20 protein-coding genes are annotated in these 21124 nt (G+C 54.0%); 8 read left to right on the forward strand and 12 right to left on the reverse strand.

Annotation, left to right across the window (positions count from 1 at the left end):
- The first annotated feature begins 63 nt into the window (after positions 1–63).
- Together HQL65_11335 and HQL65_11340 are read left to right on the forward strand one after the other, a co-directional pair.
- Positions 64–924 carry a sulfite exporter TauE/SafE family protein gene (locus tag HQL65_11335; protein ID MBF0136824.1) on the forward strand — a complete coding sequence of 287 codons (861 nt, stop codon included), beginning with the start codon at positions 64–66 and terminating at the stop codon, positions 922–924.
- Between the two features lie 73 nt (positions 925–997).
- Positions 998–2164, forward strand: coding sequence for an anhydro-N-acetylmuramic acid kinase (locus tag HQL65_11340; protein MBF0136825.1), 1167 nt, complete (start codon positions 998–1000; stop codon positions 2162–2164).
- Positions 2165–2169: 5 nt separating this feature from the next.
- Here the strand turns inward: HQL65_11340 and HQL65_11345 are convergent, their stop codons facing one another.
- Positions 2170–2817 carry a hypothetical protein gene (locus tag HQL65_11345; protein MBF0136826.1) on the reverse strand — a complete coding sequence of 216 codons (648 nt, stop codon included), beginning with the start codon at positions 2815–2817 and terminating at the stop codon, positions 2170–2172.
- A 165-nt stretch (positions 2818–2982) separates the two neighbouring features.
- On the opposite strand from HQL65_11345, the gene HQL65_11350 reads away from it, so the two are divergent.
- A complete protein-coding gene (locus tag HQL65_11350) occupies positions 2983–3444 on the forward strand; it encodes a hypothetical protein (GenBank protein MBF0136827.1) in 462 nt (153 codons plus the stop codon).
- A gap of 256 nt (positions 3445–3700) precedes the next feature.
- Complete coding sequence (locus HQL65_11355) at positions 3701–4645, forward strand: glycosyltransferase family 2 protein (protein MBF0136828.1); 945 nt, start codon at positions 3701–3703, stop codon at positions 4643–4645.
- A gap of 49 nt (positions 4646–4694) precedes the next feature.
- Here HQL65_11355 and HQL65_11360 read toward each other — a convergent pair whose 3' ends face one another.
- From HQL65_11360 to HQL65_11405, 10 genes are all read right to left on the reverse strand, one after another.
- Entirely contained in the window at positions 4695–4898 is a 204-nt protein-coding gene (locus HQL65_11360) for a hypothetical protein (protein ID MBF0136829.1), read from the reverse strand.
- Between the two features lie 91 nt (positions 4899–4989).
- Positions 4990–7602 carry a CHASE2 domain-containing protein gene (locus HQL65_11365; protein ID MBF0136830.1) on the reverse strand — a complete coding sequence of 871 codons (2613 nt, stop codon included), beginning with the start codon at positions 7600–7602 and terminating at the stop codon, positions 4990–4992.
- On the reverse strand, positions 7603–8205 hold the full coding sequence (locus HQL65_11370; GenBank protein MBF0136831.1) for an OmpA family protein: 603 nt from the start codon (positions 8203–8205) through the stop codon (positions 7603–7605).
- Positions 8206–8227: 22 nt separating this feature from the next.
- Entirely contained in the window at positions 8228–8680 is a 453-nt protein-coding gene (locus HQL65_11375; protein MBF0136832.1) for a FecR domain-containing protein, read from the reverse strand.
- Between the two features lie 62 nt (positions 8681–8742).
- On the reverse strand, positions 8743–9651 hold the full coding sequence (locus HQL65_11380; protein ID MBF0136833.1) for a DUF4435 domain-containing protein: 909 nt from the start codon (positions 9649–9651) through the stop codon (positions 8743–8745).
- 23 nt (positions 9652–9674) lie between these two features.
- Positions 9675–10349, reverse strand: coding sequence for an ATP-binding protein (locus tag HQL65_11385; protein MBF0136834.1), 675 nt, complete (start codon positions 10347–10349; stop codon positions 9675–9677).
- 51 nt (positions 10350–10400) lie between these two features.
- Positions 10401–10820 (reverse strand): AAA family ATPase, encoded by a 420-nt coding sequence (locus HQL65_11390; GenBank protein MBF0136835.1) that lies wholly within the window; start codon positions 10818–10820, stop codon positions 10401–10403.
- Positions 10821–10822: 2 nt separating this feature from the next.
- On the reverse strand, positions 10823–12331 hold the full coding sequence (locus HQL65_11395) for a DUF87 domain-containing protein (GenBank protein ID MBF0136836.1): 1509 nt from the start codon (positions 12329–12331) through the stop codon (positions 10823–10825).
- Positions 12332–12343: 12 nt separating this feature from the next.
- On the reverse strand, positions 12344–14377 hold the full coding sequence (gene dndD, locus HQL65_11400; GenBank protein ID MBF0136837.1) for a DNA sulfur modification protein DndD: 2034 nt from the start codon (positions 14375–14377) through the stop codon (positions 12344–12346).
- 3 nt (positions 14378–14380) lie between these two features.
- Positions 14381–14947 (reverse strand): hypothetical protein, encoded by a 567-nt coding sequence (locus HQL65_11405; protein MBF0136838.1) that lies wholly within the window; start codon positions 14945–14947, stop codon positions 14381–14383.
- 711 nt (positions 14948–15658) lie between these two features.
- Here HQL65_11405 and HQL65_11410 point away from each other — a divergent pair.
- From HQL65_11410 to HQL65_11420, 3 genes are read left to right on the forward strand one after another with little or no spacing between them, the layout of a single operon-like run.
- Positions 15659–17266: a hypothetical protein gene (locus HQL65_11410; protein MBF0136839.1), complete on the forward strand. Its 1608-nt coding sequence runs from the start codon at positions 15659–15661 to the stop codon at positions 17264–17266.
- A gap of 34 nt (positions 17267–17300) precedes the next feature.
- Positions 17301–18920 (forward strand): cytidine 5'-phosphate N-acetylneuraminic acid synthetase, encoded by a 1620-nt coding sequence (locus HQL65_11415; protein MBF0136840.1) that lies wholly within the window; start codon positions 17301–17303, stop codon positions 18918–18920.
- 14 nt (positions 18921–18934) lie between these two features.
- A complete protein-coding gene (locus HQL65_11420; protein ID MBF0136841.1) occupies positions 18935–19993 on the forward strand; it encodes an N-acetylneuraminate synthase family protein in 1059 nt (352 codons plus the stop codon).
- A 102-nt stretch (positions 19994–20095) separates the two neighbouring features.
- Here HQL65_11420 and HQL65_11425 read toward each other — a convergent pair whose 3' ends face one another.
- Positions 20096–20422, reverse strand: coding sequence for a hypothetical protein (locus HQL65_11425; protein MBF0136842.1), 327 nt, complete (start codon positions 20420–20422; stop codon positions 20096–20098).
- Between the two features lie 293 nt (positions 20423–20715).
- On the opposite strand from HQL65_11425, the gene HQL65_11430 reads away from it, so the two are divergent.
- A partial coding sequence (locus HQL65_11430; GenBank protein ID MBF0136843.1) for a redoxin domain-containing protein occupies positions 20716–21124 on the forward strand: 409 nt, incomplete at its 3' end.

Genomic DNA, 21124 nt, shown 5'->3' on the forward strand with positions numbered 1-21124 from the left:
AAGTAACCGGGCTTTCATCAGAGATCAAACCAACCAACAGGTAACCCCACCGGAACGGCCATCATGTTTTTTCTTATCCTTGGCAGTGTTGTTGTGGGATTCCTGGGTGGATACTTTTCCGGCCTTTTGGGTATTGGCGGCGGGATGGTCATGGTACCTGCCTTGCTGTTTCTTTTCTACCTGGATGGTTTGGCACCTTTGTTGGCCTGGCAACTGGCTGTCGGCAGTGTGATTGCCGCTTCCGTGGTGATCGATCTGGCCGTTGCCTGGCTTTACCTGCGGCAAAACAGTATTCGCTGGGATCTGGTCCGCACTTTTTTGCCCGGTATCCTGCTGGGATTGTTGGTCGGGACCTCGTTTTCGTCCCTGGTGCCGGGTACCTTTGTGGAAGCGGGTCTGGCGTTTCTCATGATGGCTCTTGGCTTGCGCATGTTGCAGGAACTTCCCCCCACGGATAACGGTGAATCCAGGGAAGTTGCACCCGATCCCGATTCGGAGGCCGGGTTGGCAACCCAAAACGATCTGATGCAAAGGGATGATTGGCGGCTCTCTTCTCTGCTGGGAATAGGTATTGGTTTTCTGGGTGGCATGTCCGGAATTGGTGGGACCATCCTGCTTGTTCCAACCCTGATTTTCATTACCGGCCTGTCTGTTCAGCAGAGCATCGCCACCACGGCTGCAACGGGTTCCCTGCTTTCCCTGGCCGGATCTGTTGGTCTGGTCAATGCCGGTTGGCATCAGGAAATATTGCCTGCGGATTCCCTGGGTCTCATTCTGCCAGGCATCATCGTGGCCATGACGTTGGGGGCGTTGGTGGCCATTCCCTTTGGCAATCAACAAAATCTGGCCATGTCACACCAGCGACTCATGCAGAGCTTCGGGGTGGTCTTGTTGGCGGGCGGCGTGGAAGTCATCTGGAGGTGACCGGGCAACATGCGTTGCCTACTGAAAAAGGCTCTGGAATCCCAATGCAATTGCCCTGATGGAGGCTGGAAAATTGACTGAGAAAATTGAACAATGGCTTGCCATTGGCTTGATGTCGGGAACCTCTGCGGATGGCATTGATGCGGCCCTGGTACAAACCGATGGTACAACACCGCCCCGGCTGTTGGCCTTTGCCAGCCACCCCTATTCGTCAGAAATCCGTCAGCGTGTATTGACTCTGCAACAACCCGGACCCGGAGAGATTGATCTTTTGGGTGAGCTGGATCGGGATCTCGGGATTTTGTTTGCCCAGGCCGCCTTGGTCGTTTGTGGCACGGCCCATGTCGCACCGGAACAGGTCACTGTCATCGGCAGCCATGGCCAGACCGTGCGGCACCGTCCGCCCCATTTTTCCTTGCAGATCGGCGATCCATTCCGCATCAGTGCCCTGACCGGCATCACCACAGTGGCTGATTTTCGTCCGGCGGACCTGGCCCGGGGTGGTGAAGGGGCACCTTTGGTCCCGCTGTTTCATCAATGCCTGTTCAACCGGATCGGGCAGCGTGTGGCGGTCGTCAATCTGGGCGGCATTGCCAACGTGACGGCCCTGCCTGCCTTGCCTGGGCAGACGCTCATTTCCGGAGATACCGGACCTGCCAATACCCTGCTGGATCTTCTCGCTGCCCGCATATCAAACGGGGCGCAACAGTGCGACCGGGATGGCCGTTACGCTGCCCGCGGTCGATTCGATCCCCAGGCACTGGCCTGGCTCATGGAGCATCCCTATCTGCACCGACCCTTTCCCAAATCCACCGGTCGCGAAGAGTTCGGGCCGCAACTCCTGGATCAGTTCCAGCAAAAATTTCCGCTTCTTTCCGTCGAGGATTGCTTTGCCACCCTGACCCGGTTTACGGCGGCAACCGTGGCCATGGCTGCCCGGAAACTGTTGGATCCTTTTCCTCAGGCCGTGGTGTTGTGTGGGGGGGGTGCCCACAACCCGGAACTGGTCCGTCACCTTGCCGACTTTCTGCCGGAGGCGAGCATGCAGACGAGCCACTCCCTCGGTGTGGATCCAGATGCCATGGAGGCCCAGGCTTTTGCCTGGTTTGCCGTGCGCACCCTGCGGGGCCTGCCCTCATCCCTTCCAGAGGCCACCCATGCGACGGAGGCCGCCATATTGGGATCGATTCATCCGGGAAAGAAGAACGTCACCACCCTCCCTTTCCTTGCGCATCCTTGACGGAGCTATTGCACCTTTTTCAGGGATTGCTCGATTTTTTCGGACATGGAAGAGATTTCGCTGATGACCCGATCAATATCACCCGCCAACTCTCTGGCCACCCGGGCGGTGCTTTTGACCTCACCGGCCACCACGGCAAATCCCTTGCCGAACTCTCCGGCCCGGGATGCCTGAATGCCGGCATTGATGGCCAACACTTCCAGTTCGTTGGAAATTTTTTCGATACCGTGCAAGGTCTTGGAGACATCGCGCGTATTCCGGTCAATTTCCCGCCGCACGCCGGAAAGATCCCGGAAAACCTGCTGGTTGGTGGTGCCCCGCTGGTCCTCCAGGACTTCAAAGAACAGCAGCGTGGCACTGCCGCTGATGATTTCGCCCTGTTGCCTGTTGTCGGTGACCAGGGCCAGGGTTTCTGCGTCACCGGTGGCCTCGATGATGAAATCCACCGGAATGTTTTTCACGGCGGATTCAATGTTGGTCAACGTCTTGATGCCCAACGCCTTGGCTCTGGTCATCCCTGGCGAGCCGGTATTGGTATCCACGACGTAGAGGAGTTCGACGCGCTGGCTTCCTGAGAACAGTTGCAGCAACCGGGCCGCATTGTCACTGCCGCCAACAAGGCCGATGGTCTTTTTTTGTTCGTTGCCTTCCATCCTTGAGACCCCCAAGTTACAGGTAGCTCCAGATTCTGGTCACAGGAGAACATTCCAGAGAAGCGCATGACCAGGAAAATATTCCAGAGAAGAGCATGACATCGAATTTGGATTATGATCACATTGCACGGTTCATGATAACCTTTCCTGAAGGGAAGTCTCAACGTGCTGAAAGATTCTCAGCAATATTTATACCATCAAAACCAGTCATCAGAGGAGACACGGCGCGTCTCTTCTGGTGCCGGACGCTGTCGGGAGGACGCTGTGTTCGACCTTGCACCTTTTGAAAATTTGCCATCCCTTTCCCGGGAGGATGCCGCCTGGCTGGTGGGCATGACCCCCGAGGCTTTTGACCGTTTCATGGAGAGCAGCGGCAATCTGGAGCGCAACAAGCCCATTGCCATTCTGGATTTGTTGCGTGCCGGCTTTACCCTGTTGGGACGCAAAGAGGCTCAGGCCGCCATGATGGGCCTGCAATTGAGCCGGGCACTGGAGCGGGAAAAGAGTCTGGCCACCACCCTGCAATCCCGGGTATTCGACGAACCCCTGAACCTGCCCGTCCCTGATACTTGTTTGACGGAACTGGAACCGGAAAAAAAGAAAAAAAAGAAGAAAAAAGACCGTTGACCAGGAATACCGCCCTGCAATCTGTCTGAGAGGCTGTCTAATAACTTGTTAATTTCAAAAAACGAATGAAAAACTGGGATAGAGGTCCAGGAGGAAGCGGCTCTGCCCTTCCTCCTGGCGGGGTTTGGGGCTTAAGCCCCAATAAAATCTTTCTTTCCAATCTTTTTTGTCCAAGGGTTAATGGACAGCCTCTGACAGAATCCAACCAGGAAAAAAAGCAAAAAGCGAAAAAGATCGTCGAACAGGAGGCATACCCGTGTCAGAACACAATCGGTCAAAGACGCCGGCCATGGCGGGTTCATGGCCACATCACAACAAAAACGTTCCGCAACATCCGGCCTCTTTTCAGACCGCAGTCAAAAAAATTCAGCCGGGTTTGACCTCGATTCTGGTGCCTGTCTTCAACAATCTGCAATGTGTCACCCTCCTGTACCGGTCTCTGGCAGCCCAGACTGCCGATCAACCCATCGAGATGATTTTCATCGACAATCACTCCACGGAAGCGGGCATGGATGAGTTTTACGACAACATTCGCCTTGACCCGCGAGTGACCGTCATTCGCAATGTTGGCAATCTGGGTTTCGGCAAGGCCAACAATTGCGGTTTGCAACAAAGCCACGGCGAATTCATTGCCCTGATCAATTCGGACATGTTTTTTTTCCAGCCATGGCTCTCTCCCATCCTGGACCATTTTGCCGGCGATCCACTTTGCGCTGCTGTGCAGGGTCTGATTCTGCTGCCCGACGAGGGAACGCCTTTATCCTCCTGGAAGACCCAAACCTGTGGTGCCCGGTTTGATGCAACCGGACTGCCTCAGTATCATCTGGCCGGTCAGTTGGCCGATGCGCCGGCAGTGCAATCCCTGCAAACCCTGGAGGCTTTCATGGGGACGGGGGTGGTGTTGCGCCGGTCGATTCTGGATGAAGTCGGATTTTTTGACGATTCCTATGACATTGTTTTCATGGAGGATACGGATCTTTCTCTGCGGATCAGTGCCGCAGGCTATCGTATCCATTTCGAACCCCGTGCCCGACTCATCCACCTGCACAGTGCCTCCATGCCCTACCTCTCCCAGGAGGAGTATGACCGTTCCCGTCATTTCAATCTGGCCCTTTTTCGCCGCAAATGGCCCCCACAGAAAATTCAGGAGATCCTCCTGGCCCAGGGATTTCGTTCCCCTGTTCACAATCCTGGTGCCTGATGGCATGGCCAAACGGGCTGCGCGCCTTCAGCCATGTTCCCTTGCCCAATCAGCGATCTCTGCCGATGATCAAATTGGGGTTTGCCGGATCGATGACAGGCTCCACGGGTTTTTTGCCGGCCAACAGAGGTCCCAGGGTCTGGGACAGGGGTTTTTGACGCAGTGGTGCCTTTTCCTTGCTCCCGGTTGAATATTCCTCTGCCTGTGTGGCCTCGGGCATCAACCGGCTCAGGTCAACATTCTGATTGCTCATGGATCGCCTCTCTTTTCCTGCCCCGGATATTGCGGACAATGTGTCACCCGTCCACATCATGCCACACCAGAGCCGGCCTGCGCATCCATCTTCAGTGCCCGGTTCCGCCCGGTTCTGGTTGACCTGGCCGTGGGCATACCGATGCCTGGCTGGCCCGGCCATGGGCATGCCAATCTGCCTCGGCAAACCGAAAGCCGATGACGGAGACATCATCGCGACGTTTTTCTTCTCCCTGGAAGGTGACCAGAGTCTGCCGGATCTGTTCTTTTTGTTCTGTCATGGGCAGATGTTGGAGGGAGAGCAGCAATTCCTTGAAGCGGTTTTTTCCGAAAGCCCGGCGGTTGGTGCCGCCGATCTGATCGAGCAGACCATCCGTGGTCATGAAGCAGCTTGAGCCTGGCAGGAGGGACAATTCATGGACATCGTAGGGTTGCGTGGCGTCAATACCACGATAACCAATTCCTTTTTTGTTCCCCTTGATGATTTGGACGCTGTTGTCGGCGACGATGAAGAGATCAAAGCGGGCACCGGCAAAGATCAGCAGGTTTTTATGGGTCTGAACATGGCAGATCCCCAGCTCGATGCCATCGTCCGACTCACCCGTTTCCAGGTGTTGCCCGAGGGTGATCTGGATGAGCTGGTGCGTGCGGCGGATCAGGGCAGTCACATCACCTTCAGGTACCTCGGCCTTGGCCTGCCGCAGGGCACCCACGGCAATCAGGGTCATGAATGCCCCGGGAACGCCGTGCCCCGTGCAATCGCCCAGGAGCAGCAATATGCCGTTGCCCCAGGCATCACACCAATAGATGTCACCCCCCACCGTGTCGCGTGGTTCCCAGTAAACAAAATAATCAGAAAAAGTTTTGTCGAGAATGGCGGTATCGGGCAGCACGGAGCGTTGAATGCGGCTGGCGTACAGGATGCTGCCTGATATGACATTCATGGCCTCGTTGCGTTCGTGCTGGATGCGTTTGCGTTCGGTGATGTCGCTGAACGAGACGACGGCACCGGCCATCTGTTCACCGTGACGGACCGGTGTGCAACGGTATTCGACATCCATGTGTGTGCCATCCATGCGCCAGAATACTTCATGATCAATATGGTAGGCGACACCATCGAGCATGGTTTTGAGCCACCGGCATGCTTCCAAGGGATAGGGTGTGCCATCGGCGGCGCTGTGATGGAACTTTTCGTGTGCATTCAGGCCGATCAAGGCATCGCCGGGGCAACCCAGCAGAATGCTGGCCTGCGGGTTGGCAAAGGTGATCTGTCCGGCAAGGTCAACGCCCAACACCCCTTCGCCCACGGATTCCAGTAACAACCGGACGCGCTCTTCGCTTTCCCTGATGCGTTGGGCGGCTTCCAGTTCGATGGCCATCTGGGCGGCGGCCAGGCGTTCTCGTTCGACCATTTTGGCCAGGTCGCGTTTTTGCCGGCGTGCCTGGGTCAGAGAACCTCCCAGGAGTACAAGATAGAGGAGTGAGCCGCCTGCTCCCGGGGTGGCCGTGTCCAACAGCCATAAGGGTTGCCAATAGGCCCACCAGCCCATTCCCAAAGTGAGCGTTGTCAGGGTCAGGAAGAGTGCCAACCCCCCAAGTGGCGACAGGCGAGGAATCCCGAGCAACAAAAACAGTCCCAGGCATCCCAGCAGGGCGACTTCAGCCCGGTTGGCCCAGGGGGGGCGTTGCAGGATCTGCCCGGAAAATATGTTTTCCAAAAACTGGGCATGCACCTCGATGCCAGGCATCGATTCATGCAGCGAAGTGACCGGATAATCCGTCAATCCAAGTCCGGTCACTCCCAGCAGAACCATGCGCCCCTCCAGGATATCGGCGGCCTTGCCGGAGAGGACATCGACTGCGGAGACAAACCGCTCCGGGACATGGGGGGTATAATGCACCCAGAATTTGCCTGAAGGAGCGCTGGGGATGATCAGGTCACCGATGCCAACCGACTCGATGCCATCCTTGCCAACGGAGAGATCGATCCAGGCGGCACCTTTGACCAGACGCAATACCTCAACTCCCAGAGAGGGCATGACCTCCGTGCCGATGGCGGTTACCAGAGGCAGGGTGCGCACGAGGCCATCGCCATCCTTGTTGACGGAGACCACCCCATGGCCTGCCGCAACCTGATCGATGACCGGCAGGGTGCGCAGAATGGACGGATGGTGATCGAGGAAGGGCAGGGGGGATGCGCCACGAACGCGCACCAGGGTTTTGGGACCACGGTCTGGTTTATGGTCATCCAAACCGGCAACACCGAGAACCACCGGGACCGTTTTGATGGAAGCGGCCAACAGGGCATCGTTGGCAGGCAGGGCCAGCAGGGCCTGTCGCTGAGCGGCAGAAAGATCGGGTTGGGAGAGTGCCCAGATTTCAGGAGAAAGGCGGTCCGGTTCCGGCCAGAGCAGGTCCACACCAACCGCCACCGCTTTGGCGGCAGAAATTTCATGGAGAAGTTTTGCCAGGATCGAACGGGGCCAGGGCCACTGTCCGACGGCCTTCAGGCTTGTTTCATCCACAGCCACAATGACGACAGGAGAGGCATCCTGGGCACGTGGCAGCACCCGCTGATAGAGATCAAACCAGGCCAGACGCAAACCATGCAGCGGGGTGAATCCGCCCCACAGATGCAACCCCATACCCAGTATCAGGAGTGCAATACCCGGTGCCACCCCGGAATGGCGGATCAAAAAGCCCATTCAGCGAATATTGATTTCTGTACGTCGGTTGCGGGGTTCTGCCACTTCATCCCCGGTCTGGACCAGCGGTTCCCTTTCACCCCGTCCGGCGGCATCGATGGATTCGGGTTTGATTCCGAGTTCGACCAGAGATTTCATGACGGAATTTGCCCGTTTGAGAGCCAGCGTATCATTGCTCTGGACCGTGCCGACACGATCCGTATGGCCGATCACCGTGATTTCTGTCACGGGTCGCTTCTTGATTTCCTGGAAAATTTGTTCCCTCACCGGGACTGATTCCGGCGTCAATTCGGTACCTCCCTCCTTGAAATAGAGATTGAAGGATACCGGCGGAACGGGGCGGGCAGCCAGGACGTTTGCGAATACACGTTCCACTTCATTGCGTTCCATGACAACAGCTTCCGCATTGCCACTGCCTGAGAGTTGTGTGGAGGCGTAGGCTTTATCCAGAACCAGGGATTGCCCGCCTTGTTGCACGACGACAGAACCGGTTTTACCGTTTTCGTCGGGAAGAACCACGATGAGATTTTTGCTGCCGCATGCAGAGAGGAGGAAGAGAAATGCCAGCAGGCCAGATTTGGTCAAGATGGAGTATGGGCGCATTGGAGATTCCTGAGCAGATATTTCAGTTTCCGGAGCTGACGACAAACTCGGTGCCACGGACTGCCAGCACCGATGTTCGGGTATTGATTTTCATGGCTTCCGGGGTTTGTTTGACAATTTTTCCCGATTTGACTGCCAAGGTACCCTGGCGCAATGAGCTGTTGAAGACCCCCGCATGTGTTGTGCTGTTGAATTCAAATTTGTCCAGGGCCAACACGGTATCAGGTCCCACGGCCATGGTGCTGTTGTCGATGAAGACAATGCCAACCGAACCGTCCCCCCCGGTGTGGATCACATCGGCCTGTTGCAGGGCATCCCCGGTTTTGAGGGGGGTCTTATTGTTGTTTTTTTCAATGAAAACAGCACCTTGTACATTTTTTACCTGGCCAATCCCGTTCGCATGGGCTGCTGTCATCATGGCAAGAAGAGTGAGGATTGTGATGGACACGGTCTTTGCGGGTGACGGGTATCCCATGGGAATCTCCATTTGAAAGAGAGGATTCGGTTTATGAAATAACGGACATATTTAGAAGATGTCTATCCCAGTTTTATTGCCTTTTCTTTTAACATCCTCATAAATTCACTAATTTCAGAATCAATCAGTTGATGGTCACAGATTTTTCTTGCCAACTCCAACCTTCTGGGATCTGAGAATCCAAACCATTTGCAGAACCTCACCAAAAACAGTTTTCCATCGATCAAATAGTTAAGCTGGTCCCAGTGGTCTTCTGGAGTTCCAGTCTCATCATGCAAGAAGGATCGGATAGCTTTACATTTAATATCAATTTTTTCTTGTGCATCTGAAATGCCCTGTGTTTCAAAATACCGGATAACGAGTGGTGTTAGACTCTGTATATCTGAATAATTTTGTTCGAAGAGAGGTTTTATCGGTATCCGATCATGCTCTATTAACACCAGATTGGCTGCTGTCATCAGGATAGCTACAGCAGAAAAATCCAGGAGGCATTGGGCTGCGGCATTTGGTGAACAAGTAACGTTGCTTTTAACCTCGGCATCCTGCATCAGCTTACCTACAGCAACCGGATGCAGAAGATAATTCTCTATTTCCCAACGTCGCAATACTTTAATGTAAGGGCCAACATGGGCAGCCGACTCGAAGGCAGCATGGTTTGATTCCAAGAATGCGTCCCAATTGGAACCACGACCCATGACTTGATCATTTAGAAGGACATCACGGTCTACAATACCAAATGCTGGGACGTTACAATCCCGATCCTTCTGTACACGATGAAAGACTTGAGAGGATCCGCCCCCACCGCCTTCTTGGGCATCTACCGACTGGAACTCAATCCATTCGCTCCAACCTCTGAACCAACGTTCATGGAATATTTCCAAGTCTTCGCGGGATTCCAAGTACAGCATGATCCTGCTCGAATACTGCCTTCCAATTGCTTCTGGTTCATACATTGTCGAAAAATTTCCCATCGGCTTTATCCTCTGGAAGAAGATTAGATCTCATCGGTTTCAATTAGATGTCCACCCAAACGCAAGCCATGTTCACCAACTTTCATATCTATGCCATACTGATCGATTAATTCACGAGAATGCGTCGTAACAATGATGGTGATATTAGGGTTGGCTGTGACAACTCGTTTGAGTGCTTGATAGAGGCGGTGTTGCAGCTTCGGGTGTAGATGGGCATCCAATTCGTCGATCAACACGAAACTGTTGCTGGTAAGGTGCAAATGGATTCGCAGCAATAGCTGCAAGAGGCTTTTTTCTCCGCTGGAAAGTTGGTCAAGACGATGGTGACCTTCCCCTGCTATGATACGTGCTTCCATATATTGGCGGCTTATGCTATCCAGAGCCTTATTGGTTCCGGTGAACACCAACTCGTTGAGCAGGACCTGCATAGCTTCATAACGACCATCGTTCAGCCAAGTCAGCCAGACAAGAACGTTGTCCAGACTGTGTTGCCATTGATCTCCGTGCAAGCCAAAACGATGCAGGGGGCGATAGAACCATTCGGGGGGACGACTGATGGATTGTGAGTCGTCGGAAACAGTGGGTATATCTCGATAGGCATCGAAGTAGAGTAGCGAGGGGACAGTCATCGGATCTGGTCCGAAACTTTCGTAGACATTTTCCATCTCCAATTTGACCAAGCCCAGAAGCTCGTCCACCAGAGGTTCTTGGGATCTGACCTGCTTCCAATGCCCCCCTGGGGTACGGGACTAGGCGATGTGCATGTGTTCTTCGGTTTGTACTCGCTTCAGGTCACGTGCATTCCAGCTTCGGGTTTCATGGGGAGAACCACCCCCCGCAGCGAGGGTCAGAAGAACCTCTTTGACTTTGCCTTCCATTGTGACAGCAAGGCGCATGTCCAGTTGAGCACGTGCATCCGGATTCGACCACAACCGTTCATGGGGTGGTTTTGGGGTGAGGGAAGAATCCAGGATGTTCATCAGAGCGGCCATAGCCTCCAGGAGAGTGGTCTTGCCTCGTCCATTGGGCGAAATGAGCAAAAAAAAGTTGCAGCTCTCCCCCTCTTTATTGGTGAAGTCCAGATAAAATGGCTTGTCCTGAAACGGCCCCATGGCGAACAGAGTCAGAGCAACAGGGTGACAACTGCGAATAGACAAAGCGCGGTCCATTCTTACGTTCTCCCTTCTTCGCGGATCACTGCGGCGATGTCGTCTTCGGTCACCAGTACACCATGCAGGCGTACAATTGGTTCACCACTTAGTCGGACCAGCATGTCCCCGATTCCGGTAAGGCGCTCTGCACCAACTTCATCCAAGATAATTTTGGATTCCGTGGATTTCTGTACTGTCAGGGCAATACGTGATGGAATGTTGGAGCGAAGCAAGCCGTTCAGGGTACGGGCATCGGGACGCTGGGTGGCTATGATCAAATGAATACCTGTGGCACGCGCTTTCTGCGCCAAACGGATCAGGTGTTCCTCGGCCTCGGGAACCTGCATCACCAAGTCTGCAAGTTCTTCCACAAAAACAACGATGTATGGAAGCATTACCAGCCCCTTTCGACGTCCTTCCGAAAGATCTCGTACTCCAGCATTCTCCAGCGCGGTAGTGCGTGCATCCATTTCTTCGGTCAGCGTGCCCAATCGAATACGGGCATCCACAACGTCGGTGATCACATCAATCCGTCTGGAATGCACCTTGGCGTATGGCGCAAATTCAACCTTTTTAGGATCTATGAGTACCAGATCCAATCGATTATTGGGCACGCCAACCAGGAGCGAGATGAGTAGAGAGTGCAAACAAATGCTTTTTCCACTGCCTGTTGTTCCACCAACAAGCAGATGGGGTTGGCGGGTAAGATCAAACGACACTGGTTCACCAGTCACGCTTACGCCTGGCCAAAGGGGTAAGCCAGCGGACTCAGGAACATCTTTCGCAACCCATCCCATCAATTCCCGGCAGGGAACGGCATTCCAGGTACTGCGTGGACGAGGCACATCCAAACCAATAATTTTTGGCTTGCCAGTCTCGGCCAGGAAGACCCCCTGCTTCTGGAGGCCCAATGCGAAGGTGATCTTATCCAGTCCGCGCCGGACTCGATCCAGGTGGTTAGGGTATTCCAAACGAACCTGATAGCGGGTGATCCGTGGTCCGTCCTGAGTTGAAATGATTTCTCCCTGAACACCGATCTCGCCCAAGGCATCGATCAGGAGAAGGGCAAAGTCAGCTCCACTATTCTCCGTCTCTCGTCCCAGTCCCGCGCACAATTCCTGGTAAAGAAACTGGTGAAAATCATGGCTTTCACGCCATCCGCGCCGAAATTCCCTTAGCCCCCGGCGGACATGGCGTTGTAAATGGGTACGGAAAGCAGCATCATCGGCGAACAAATCCTGATTGGCATGTATACTCAGAAGGCCACAAATTGCGTCGGTGTAGTCCTGTTGTTGCCCGGTGGCACTTCGACCCTGGTTCCGCCCAGTAACCTGTTCCAGATGATATTCCGATCCCTTTTCCTTTTCGAGTACTCGATCCAACTCCTCATCTGGAGGGGTTTGGATCTTGAGCGAATGAGCCAGTGCCAATCGCATCACTGTCCATTTGGGAGCTTTGACTCTGAGTCCTTTGAATAAGACATCCTTGATGGTCTTTTCGTCTTCCGAACTGGTATAGATGTCCGCCATATCCCGCCCTCTTTAATCCTTGTACATGGGCCGGTTTTCCACCCGTGTCTGATCGCCATGGGGGTTGTCCAACTTGTATTCCCGATAGATATAGGAGGAAAGCATTCGATATTTTTCCTTATCCAACTCCGAATCGGTAGGAAGCACGATGACCTGTTCCGCCACATGGGGAAAGTAGTCCCGAAGCAGGTTTTCCTGATTTTGCCGATCAATTCTGGCCAGGGGGGTATCAACGATCACTGGGACTGACTTTTCCGATACATCCTTCAACGCCCATAACAAAGCGAAGGCGACCAATTGTTTCATTCCTGCCGACAGATTGGCTCCCCCCAATGGTTGACTTTCTCCATCCTGGTAATGAAGTCCGAAATGTTCATCCACCCGGATAGAGTGAACCAAATCGTGGCTGGTCATCAGGGTTTTGAAGTGGGCATTTATGGCAACCTCCAGAGCGTTTCGGCGACGTATTTTCAGCCCCTCCTTGTATTCCCTATACAACGCCACCAAGTCATCGGCCTTTTGGCGACGGGCATTGGATCTGTTGGCGACGGCCATCTTCTGTTCTTGCTGCCTGCTTTCATCCTGTTTACGTTCAAAATCCCTTTGGATTCTTTCGAAGTCGGCATCAAGTTTGCCAATAGTTTGATTGCACTCGTCCCTTTCCTTATGCAATCGACTCAAGGCCTCCTGCACTTGAAGATAACGCTCTCGATCCTCCTCAATAACTGTACTAATGCCATCGAGCCTTTGTTGTAGTTCAATCTCCCTTCTGGCCAAGCGGCTTGTCTCGTCCAAGCGACGAGCGTGAATGTGGAGGGATGGGGCATCAACCACTCTGATCAGCAGACGCCGCAAGGCTGATTGCCGTTCACTCGCTAACCCCAGTCCACCATGGCCTACATTAAGATCGTCCTGAAGATTGCCGGGAGCCAGGGCATCATTCAAACGCTGCCGATAGAACTGCTGCTGCTCATCACGCAAGCGAAAAGAAACCGGGGCAGGTCGGTCAAAGACCTGGAGGGGGAGATGACTTCGTAGATAATTCAACAGCTCCTTTTTTGACCATAAAGACTGGTCGTCCTCCTCCAAGCGATCCAACAACTGTTGCACCAAAGGCAAGTTGACCGCCAGTGGAGCTTCCGGAATGAACTGGTCAACGATCTCTTGGCGCAGTTCGGCCAAACGCTCTTGAACTTTTTCCAGTTCCGTCTTGTGACTGGCTTCCTCCTCCTTGGCACGAAACCCCTGCATGGTGCGCCGACGGCGTTCCAAATCAGATATCTGGTCGTTGAGCGAGTCCAGTTCGACACGGCATTCTCCTCGCCGCGCTTGTACATGGGAGAGCTGGTCCTGCAACTCCTCCATTTCTCTCTGAACGCGCTTGAACTGAATCTTTTCGGCCTCCGCCGCCCCTTCCTGAGACCATTGCCGTTTGGCTTTATCCAAATAGGTCAACAAGGAGTTGACTGGGGCGATGTTGAGAATCCCCTCCACATGCTCTTCCATCTGTTCCCGGTTGGCCTCGGCCATAACCTGGATTTTCTCACCATCGAAGAAGAAAAATGGAAGATAGGAAGCTGGCAGACGACGTTCCAGAAATTGTTGTGCTTCTGACCCTTCCAGGGGTTCATCCAGAAAGGTCGCCCGGATGGTCAACTTCCCGTTGGGGTCGAATTCTCCTTCATCTGGATACCACTGACGACGCGCATCGACCACGCCATCGCTTTCTCGCCACTGGCTGCGAACGTAGTAACCGGCATGGTTCTTATTCTTGCTGCGGCGATTGAAGACTCCCATCCATTCCTCGCCGTGGCCAACCATGTACAATTTTGGACTCAGTTTCCGCCCTGCCTGGACTTCATTGCGCAGATCCTCAGTGGGACCGCAGAACAGCAGCTTGATGGCGTTGAGAAAGCTGGTTTTGCCGTAACCATTGCGCCCGCTGATCAGGACAATGGGGCGTTGTTGTTGATGGCCGGTCAGGTCAAAGGTAACCTGATCCTGGTAGGAGAAAAGATTGGCGATTTCAATTTCCTGAAAGACCATCAGTCAGGTCTCCTCCACGTTGTCCATGGCCCGCTCGATAGTTTCTCGGATCGCCCGTTCGAATTCAATCTTCTTGCCATAATTGTCGAGATTTGGGTGGTACTCATAGGCCAGTCGCAAAAGGCTCTGTATCAATTCCTGGCTCAACGGGCTATCGACGAGCAACTCCTCCAGCACATCATCCTGGGTATCTGTAGCCATGGCACCCTCCCAGCGGCTTGGGGAACGTCCAAATTTATGAGCCAGTTGCCAAAATCCTTCGTTCGGCTCGGGTCGTACCAGTTTCACGGAGATGGGAAGGTCGGAGACTTCGGCAAACGCCTGCATTCGCCGGATGGCATCAGTCAGGTATTCTTCGATATTGGGGGCCTCGACGCGGGTATCGGTTGAAATGATGAAAACCGGTTTGGACACCCGAGATCCCAGTTCCATGAGCATGTTGTACACGAGCTGCACCAGCAGGGTCGAATCCTTGCCCCCAGAAAATGCAACCACCCAAGGCCGTTCGTCCCGGGTGTAAAGAGTGCGCAGTGCGGAAGATGTCTTTTCAGCAATACCTTCTGGTTTCAATGGGGATTCTCCGGGGGCGAACTGCATGTCCATATTGAACCTCTGCATGGTGCGTCCCACCATCATTAGGAAGATTCGAGTGTTCCGTTGAACATCCGGTGGAGCATGGCGGGAAGCAGAGCATCCAGAGAGGTTTCGATTGGCGTCTTCTGTCGCTGGATTTCATTGGCTCGTTGAATGATTTCCAACGCTCTTTCCTGGCGCTCCAATATTTGGCATGCGAACTGGCATGGCCAACAGCATTTCTGGTTGCAGCCTTTGCCGCATCGCGCCCTGACCCCAATGGCACGTAGATAGGAGATTTATTTTCGTTTTCAACTGATTGTGACGTTGCTCCCCTGATGGTGCATGATTAACGCATCTCAAGTGCCAACCAAGTAGCGGCTCTCCCATGCCTCAATTGTCCCGGATTTCATGCCTCCAGTCCATGAAAATCCACATGAAACCTCCGTAATCATTCCCTGAACCGGGCCAAATGAGTTAATCGGAAGGGACAACCCACGTGAAATAGCAAGGAGCCACATCTTTGACCCGGCCAATCCCGTTCGCATGGGCTGCTGTCATCCAGGCCATCAATCCCTGGCAAAGGTCCTGATTTGCGGAACGACCGGGCAGGATAAGGGGTATGGAAACTGCCAACAGGGTTGAATTTTTTGACAGGAAGAAGGATACTCCCGGCTTCGAGTCAACCCCGCCCGTCAATGGATTGATATGTTCAGCCTGGATGCATGGACAAGCCTGGTACCCGTCATGGTGATCTTTCTTGCCGTTCGGGTGCTGCCATACTGGTCCCTGCGCCATCGCGGGTGCGATCCGTACTTTTTCCTGTTGTTTGCCGACCCTTTGCGTCCCGAGACACCACAGGACAATCCGGAGTGTGCCACTTACGCGATCCTCTTGAAAGCCGAAGCGTTGCGCAGACAGCGGCAGCGAAGGCGTCCTGGAGGTTCGGCGACGGACGTGCCCGGGTATGAGAAGGACACGCCTGGGGAGAGACTCGACACACCTGCCCTGTTGACTGGCTTGCCCTTTCTGTTGTCGTTATTGCCCCGGACATGGGTGCGGCATTCTTACTGGATGATCAATCACCTCCTGGACCTGGTCTGCATGTCCGCCCTGTTTCTGCTTGTGACATCGGAGCTGGGCGGTGGACTCGGGCACCTTGTGGCCCTGCTTTATGCATTCAGTCCGGCGTTGAATTCAGAGTTTTGTCGCCTGACGCCGCGTGCCCTGGCGATGCCTGTGTTTTTGTTTCTGCTGGGCAACACCTTTCACTGGTTGCAGAGTGAGAGCTGGTTTTCATTCTGGGTATCTGTTGTGTTGGGTACGCTCCTTTTTTATGTTCATCACCTGACGCTGCGGGTCATTCTGTTTGTGATGCCTTTCCTGGCCATGACCCTGCACGATATCCGTTGGTTGATGCCCATTCTGGTGGTTTGTCTGGTGATGGTCGTGTTGGACCGGCGGCTGTTTTTGGCCGTATTGAATTTTTCCTGGCTGGCAGCATTTTTTCGGGGGGGCAACAGCAGGGTTCTGTATGAATCGTTGCATTTATTCCTGGCGCGATGGTCAACCTCCCGGCGGGAGATGGGTTCCCTGCGCATGATGTTTCGTCGCTATTATCGACAGGCCAAAGTCTTGTTTCTCATGAATCCATCCGCCCTGGCCGTTGCCATTTACTTTACGGACCGTCCACCCCATTACAGTCTGGTCCATTTCATGATTTATTGGGTGCTGGGCATCTATCTGCTGGCCGGGCTTTCGTTATTGTTTCCCGCTGTACGGCGCTGGGGAATCCGACTGGATATTGTACAATATGCGGAATGGCCTTCCTTGTTTGTCACCGTTCTTTATCTGGTCATGGGCAAGGCAGAGATGAAATACTGGTTGATTCTGGCCGTGTTTCCGCTGCTGCATCTGCTCAATTACGGTGTGCGTTTTCATTGGTTATGGCTGGCAGGGACGCGCTGGTGTGGCATGGAAACCCCGGACTTGCATCTCCTCTTGCAGCGGATTGCCGCCCTGGATCAGGCGCGTGTTCTTTGTTTTCCGACCATGCTGGCGGGCTTGACGGCCTATCGGACCGGTAAGGGAGTCTTCTGGCCTGCCGGTTCGCAGAATTCTCACGGGCTTGGATTGCCGGGATTTCCCGGATATCGTCCCACCATGGACCTGATCCGCACGGCCCAGGTGACACACCTGTTGCTTGATCAAACCTTCCATACGCTTGGCGAACTTGGTCTGGCCGAGGAGGGTGTGCTGGCACGTTCCGGACATTTCCTTCTCTATGCATTCGACCGTGTTCAATCAGAGTTCTGATCCAGGGTGACGCCCGTTGCATGGGACAACAACCATGAGTTCCATTTGTGTCATGATTCCCGCCATCAAGAAAAATGTCGCTTTCACCGACGATCTGGTGAAAAAGCTGGCAGGAATTCCCCTGATTCTGCGTGCCATCAACAAGGCCAAGGAACTGACCGATCCGGAACAGGTGCATGTCGTGACCGACTCCATGGAAATCCATCTGTTGGCGCAACGTCATGCAGTGCATTCATTCCATGACAAGGATTTGGATCTGCTGCGGCCCGGATTTCCCAGGAGCATGCGCTTTTTTTTGGGTCGCATTGCCCGACGTCACACCTGTGTGGTTTTGCTCTCGCCTTATGCCCCATTGTTGACGGCGGCCACAATCAAACAGGCCATACAGATTTTCCAGGAAACCGGGTGCGATCTCCTGCTGCCACTCTCCATGCAGAGGTACCGGGGAGGCACGACCCATTTGCCGGATATGCAGGAGCTGCTGCTGGCCGCCAAACAACAGCTCCTTTTTGTGGAGTCCCGGTCATTCCGGATTTTCAATCCGACCCGGATTTTGCAAAATACGCCGCAGAGTGCATGGCGCATTCAGCCCTTTTTGTTGGAAAGTGGCCTGCCGGAAATAGCCGATTTCCAGGATTGGTGGATTTGCGAAAAAATCATTCGACGCCGGCGGATTGTTTTTCGGGTCGTGGTCGATGCGACCAAGGGAACCGGACATATATTTCGGGCCATGGCCCTGGCCCACGAGATTACGGATCATGAAATCGTGTTTGTCTGTAACGACCTGCACCATGAAACAGTCAAAAAACTTGCCGGTTTCGACTATCGATTGGACGTGTTTTCCGACTCCGAAATGGTTGATTCAATCCTGCGTCTCAAGCCGGATATGGTTGTCAACGATATTCTCGATACCGATGCCGCCTATATCGACAGACTGCATCAGGCCGGGATCAAGGTGGTCAATTTCGAGGATTTGGGCAGTGGTGCCCCCCTGGCTGACCTGACGATCAATGAACTCTATGATGAACCACAAATACAGGGGCATACCATTCATTGGGGACATGGGTATTTTTTCTTGCGGGATGAATTCAACGATGCCCGACCGCATCGTTTCAGGGAGAAGGTGGAGAGCATTCTGGTCACCTTTGGTGGCACGGATCCCAATGACTTTACCCGCAAGATTTTTCATGCCATCCACCCGTACTGTCGGGAGAAGGGGATCCGTATATTCATTGTCACCGGGGCCGGTTATGGCAACATCGAGGTGTTGAACCGGGAACTGGCTGCCATGCAAAGTGCGGATGTGGTTTTCACGCATGCGACAGGCGTCATATCCCAGATCATGGAAATGACGCCCATTGCCATTTCCGCCAATGGTCGGACCGTATATGAATTGGCGCACATGCACATTCCCGCCATTGTCCTGTCGCATCATGCCCGGGAGATTACCCACCGTTTTGCCCGGGAAGAGAATGGCTTTCTCAACCAGGACATCTATCACGCCGGTTTGACCGAGCAGACCGTCCTTGCGAACCTGCAACGTCTGGTGGAGGATCACGCCTTTCGCCGGGAACTGTTTGATCGCGTGCGACGTTATAATTTCACCCGTAACAAGTCAAAAGTATTGCGGATGATCCTGAAAATATTGGAGTGAGGGGAATGTCAGCCATGCAAATCCAGACCCTTTTTCAATCTGCGACGGAAAGACCTGACCGCTGGGTACGTCCATTGGTGATTGCCGAGGCGGGGGTCAACCACCAGACCGATATGCAGACGGCCCGGCTCCTGATTGAATTGGCCCATGACGGGGGGGCGGATGCCATCAAATTTCAGACGTACAGGGCGGAAACCCTGGCTTCACGACACTCCCCGGCCTATTGGGATACGACCCGGGAACCCACGACGAGTCAATACGAATTGTTCAAAAAGCACGATGCTTTCTGGAAACGTGAGTTTGAACTCTTGAAGCGCCATTGTGACCAGGTGGGCATTCAGTTCATGAGTACGCCCTTTGATTGGGAGTCGGCGCGTTTTTTGAATGATCTGATGGAGGTATTCAAAATTTCCTCTTCGGATATCACCAACCGGCCTTTCATCCAGTATATTGCCGAATTTGGCAAACCGATTCTTCTATCGACCGGGGCATCCCGCCTCTCGGAAGTTCAGTCTGCTGTGGAGTGGATTGATCAGACCGGTGTGCCCCTGGCGCTTTTGCACTGCATTCTCAATTATCCCACCCGGGATGCCGATGCCAATCTGGGCATGATGCTCGATTTGAAACGCCATTTTCCGGGACGCATCATCGGGTATTCGGACCACACCCTGCCTCGGGACATGAAGACACTGGAGGTGGCCGCGATTCTGGGGGCGGAAATTGTCGAAAAGCATTTCACGCATGACAAGACCTTGACGGGAAACGATCATTATCATGCCATGGACCGGGATGATCTGCGCAAGTTTTTGCAGTCCATGGAGCGGGTTCGCCTGGTGATGGGGGCGTTCCACAAGGCACCCCTGGAGAGTGAGGAGCCGGCCCGTCGCCACGCCCGGCGCAGTATTGTGTTGAGCCGGTCAGTGGTTGCGGGGGAGGTCCTGAGTGCCGATCATTTGACCTGCAAACGTCCCGCTCATGGCATTTCGCCTGCCCATTGGAACGAGGTGCTGGGGCATCGGGTGCGTCATGCCCTGGAGGCCGATCATGTGTTGACCTGGGGGGATTTGGCTTGAGGTTCAGGCAGGCGGCTTGTGGACTGGACGTTGTGCAGCCCCCGTTGTTCGGTTTTTGCCAAACAGTGCCCTGATGGCCTGGTGCAGACCAGCCCCCGTTGTTCAGTTTTTACCAAACAGTGCTTTGATGGTTTGATGCAGACCAGCCCCCACGCAGGCAAGGCCGAACAGGCCGAACAGCACGCCCATCACTGCCAGGATTCCTTCCTTGACTGTGTTGGGCAGGGCGCGGGCCACTCCTTGCGAGAGCGACCAGATGCGGGAGGATGATTCACCCTTCGGAATCCCGTCATACACCAGATAGAGAAACAAGGCGGACATGGCCAGTGAGACGAGGCCAATACCAGAAACGAGAAAAAATCCTTCCCAGTCGAAGCCTCTCCTGGTTGGGGAGGCTCGACGGGTTGATTTTGACCGTTTGGCGGACATGAATTTGACTCCTTGTATCTCGATGAACCTGCCTGGGTCCGGGCTGTTCCGGCAGGGGGTGGCACCTTGTGTTCCGAACGTAAAATGAATATGTTCCACGAATATTGTGACTGGGGCACTGCGGAAAGGAGTGACGGGGCATGAAACGCAATCAAACACAGACACTTTAAAAATATTTTGTTTCACAGGATGCTGCAAGCCAAATAAAATCCGGGTCCCACAGAATGGTGCAAGTCTGAAATGCCGGGAGACAATCTGTTCTGGGGGGCGATGGAAAACAGGGGAATACAGACATGAGTGCGACACTGCCCGTTGCCGAAATTGATGATCCCGATTTCATCTGGTTCAATGTGACCCAACCCCTCTCCCTGGAAAAATTACGGGGCCGTCTGGTCATTCTGGATTTCTGGACTTCTTGTTGCATCAACTGCATCCATGTTCTGGAGAGCATCAAGCATCTGGAGGAACGGTTTCCCGATGAGGTGGTCATCATCGGGGTACATTCTCCCAAATTTGCCGCCGAAGAGAGCAGCCGTATCGTTGCCAGTGCCATCGCCCGTTACAACATTCGCCATCCGGTCGTTCAGGATGTCGGCATGCGTCTTTGGCGGCAGTATGGCGTCCAGTCCTGGCCCACCCTGGTCTTCATTTCACCCACCGGCAAGGTTTTGGGTGAGGTGGTCGGTGAACCCGATCTGACCG

It is taken from the genome of Magnetococcales bacterium, assembly GCA_015228935.1.
Classification (GTDB): Bacteria; Pseudomonadota; Magnetococcia; order Magnetococcales; family DC0425bin3; genus HA3dbin3.

Bases quoted from the DNA above. Each gene is read 5' to 3' on its own strand.
- HQL65_11410 (MBF0136839.1), top strand. From the start codon at position 15,659: ATGTTCAGCCTGGATGCATGGACAAGCCTGGTACCCGTCATGGTGATC.
- HQL65_11390 (MBF0136835.1), bottom strand. From the start codon at position 10,820: ATGGACCGCGCTTTGTCTATTCGCAGTTGTCACCCTGTTGCTCTGACT.
- dndD (MBF0136837.1), bottom strand. From the start codon at position 14,377: ATGGTCTTTCAGGAAATTGAAATCGCCAATCTTTTCTCCTACCAGGAT.
- HQL65_11380 (MBF0136833.1), bottom strand. From the start codon at position 9,651: ATGGGAAATTTTTCGACAATGTATGAACCAGAAGCAATTGGAAGGCAG.
- HQL65_11360 (MBF0136829.1), bottom strand. From the start codon at position 4,898: ATGAGCAATCAGAATGTTGACCTGAGCCGGTTGATGCCCGAGGCCACA.
- HQL65_11415 (MBF0136840.1), top strand. From the start codon at position 17,301: ATGAGTTCCATTTGTGTCATGATTCCCGCCATCAAGAAAAATGTCGCT.
- HQL65_11345 (MBF0136826.1), bottom strand. From the start codon at position 2,817: ATGGAAGGCAACGAACAAAAAAAGACCATCGGCCTTGTTGGCGGCAGT.
- HQL65_11370 (MBF0136831.1), bottom strand. From the start codon at position 8,205: ATGCGCCCATACTCCATCTTGACCAAATCTGGCCTGCTGGCATTTCTC.
- HQL65_11395 (MBF0136836.1), bottom strand. From the start codon at position 12,331: ATGGCGGACATCTATACCAGTTCGGAAGACGAAAAGACCATCAAGGAT.
- HQL65_11425 (MBF0136842.1), bottom strand. From the start codon at position 20,422: ATGTCCGCCAAACGGTCAAAATCAACCCGTCGAGCCTCCCCAACCAGG.
- HQL65_11420 (MBF0136841.1), top strand. From the start codon at position 18,935: ATGCAAATCCAGACCCTTTTTCAATCTGCGACGGAAAGACCTGACCGC.
- HQL65_11335 (MBF0136824.1), top strand. From the start codon at position 64: ATGTTTTTTCTTATCCTTGGCAGTGTTGTTGTGGGATTCCTGGGTGGA.
- HQL65_11365 (MBF0136830.1), bottom strand. From the start codon at position 7,602: ATGGGCTTTTTGATCCGCCATTCCGGGGTGGCACCGGGTATTGCACTC.
- HQL65_11375 (MBF0136832.1), bottom strand. From the start codon at position 8,680: ATGGGATACCCGTCACCCGCAAAGACCGTGTCCATCACAATCCTCACT.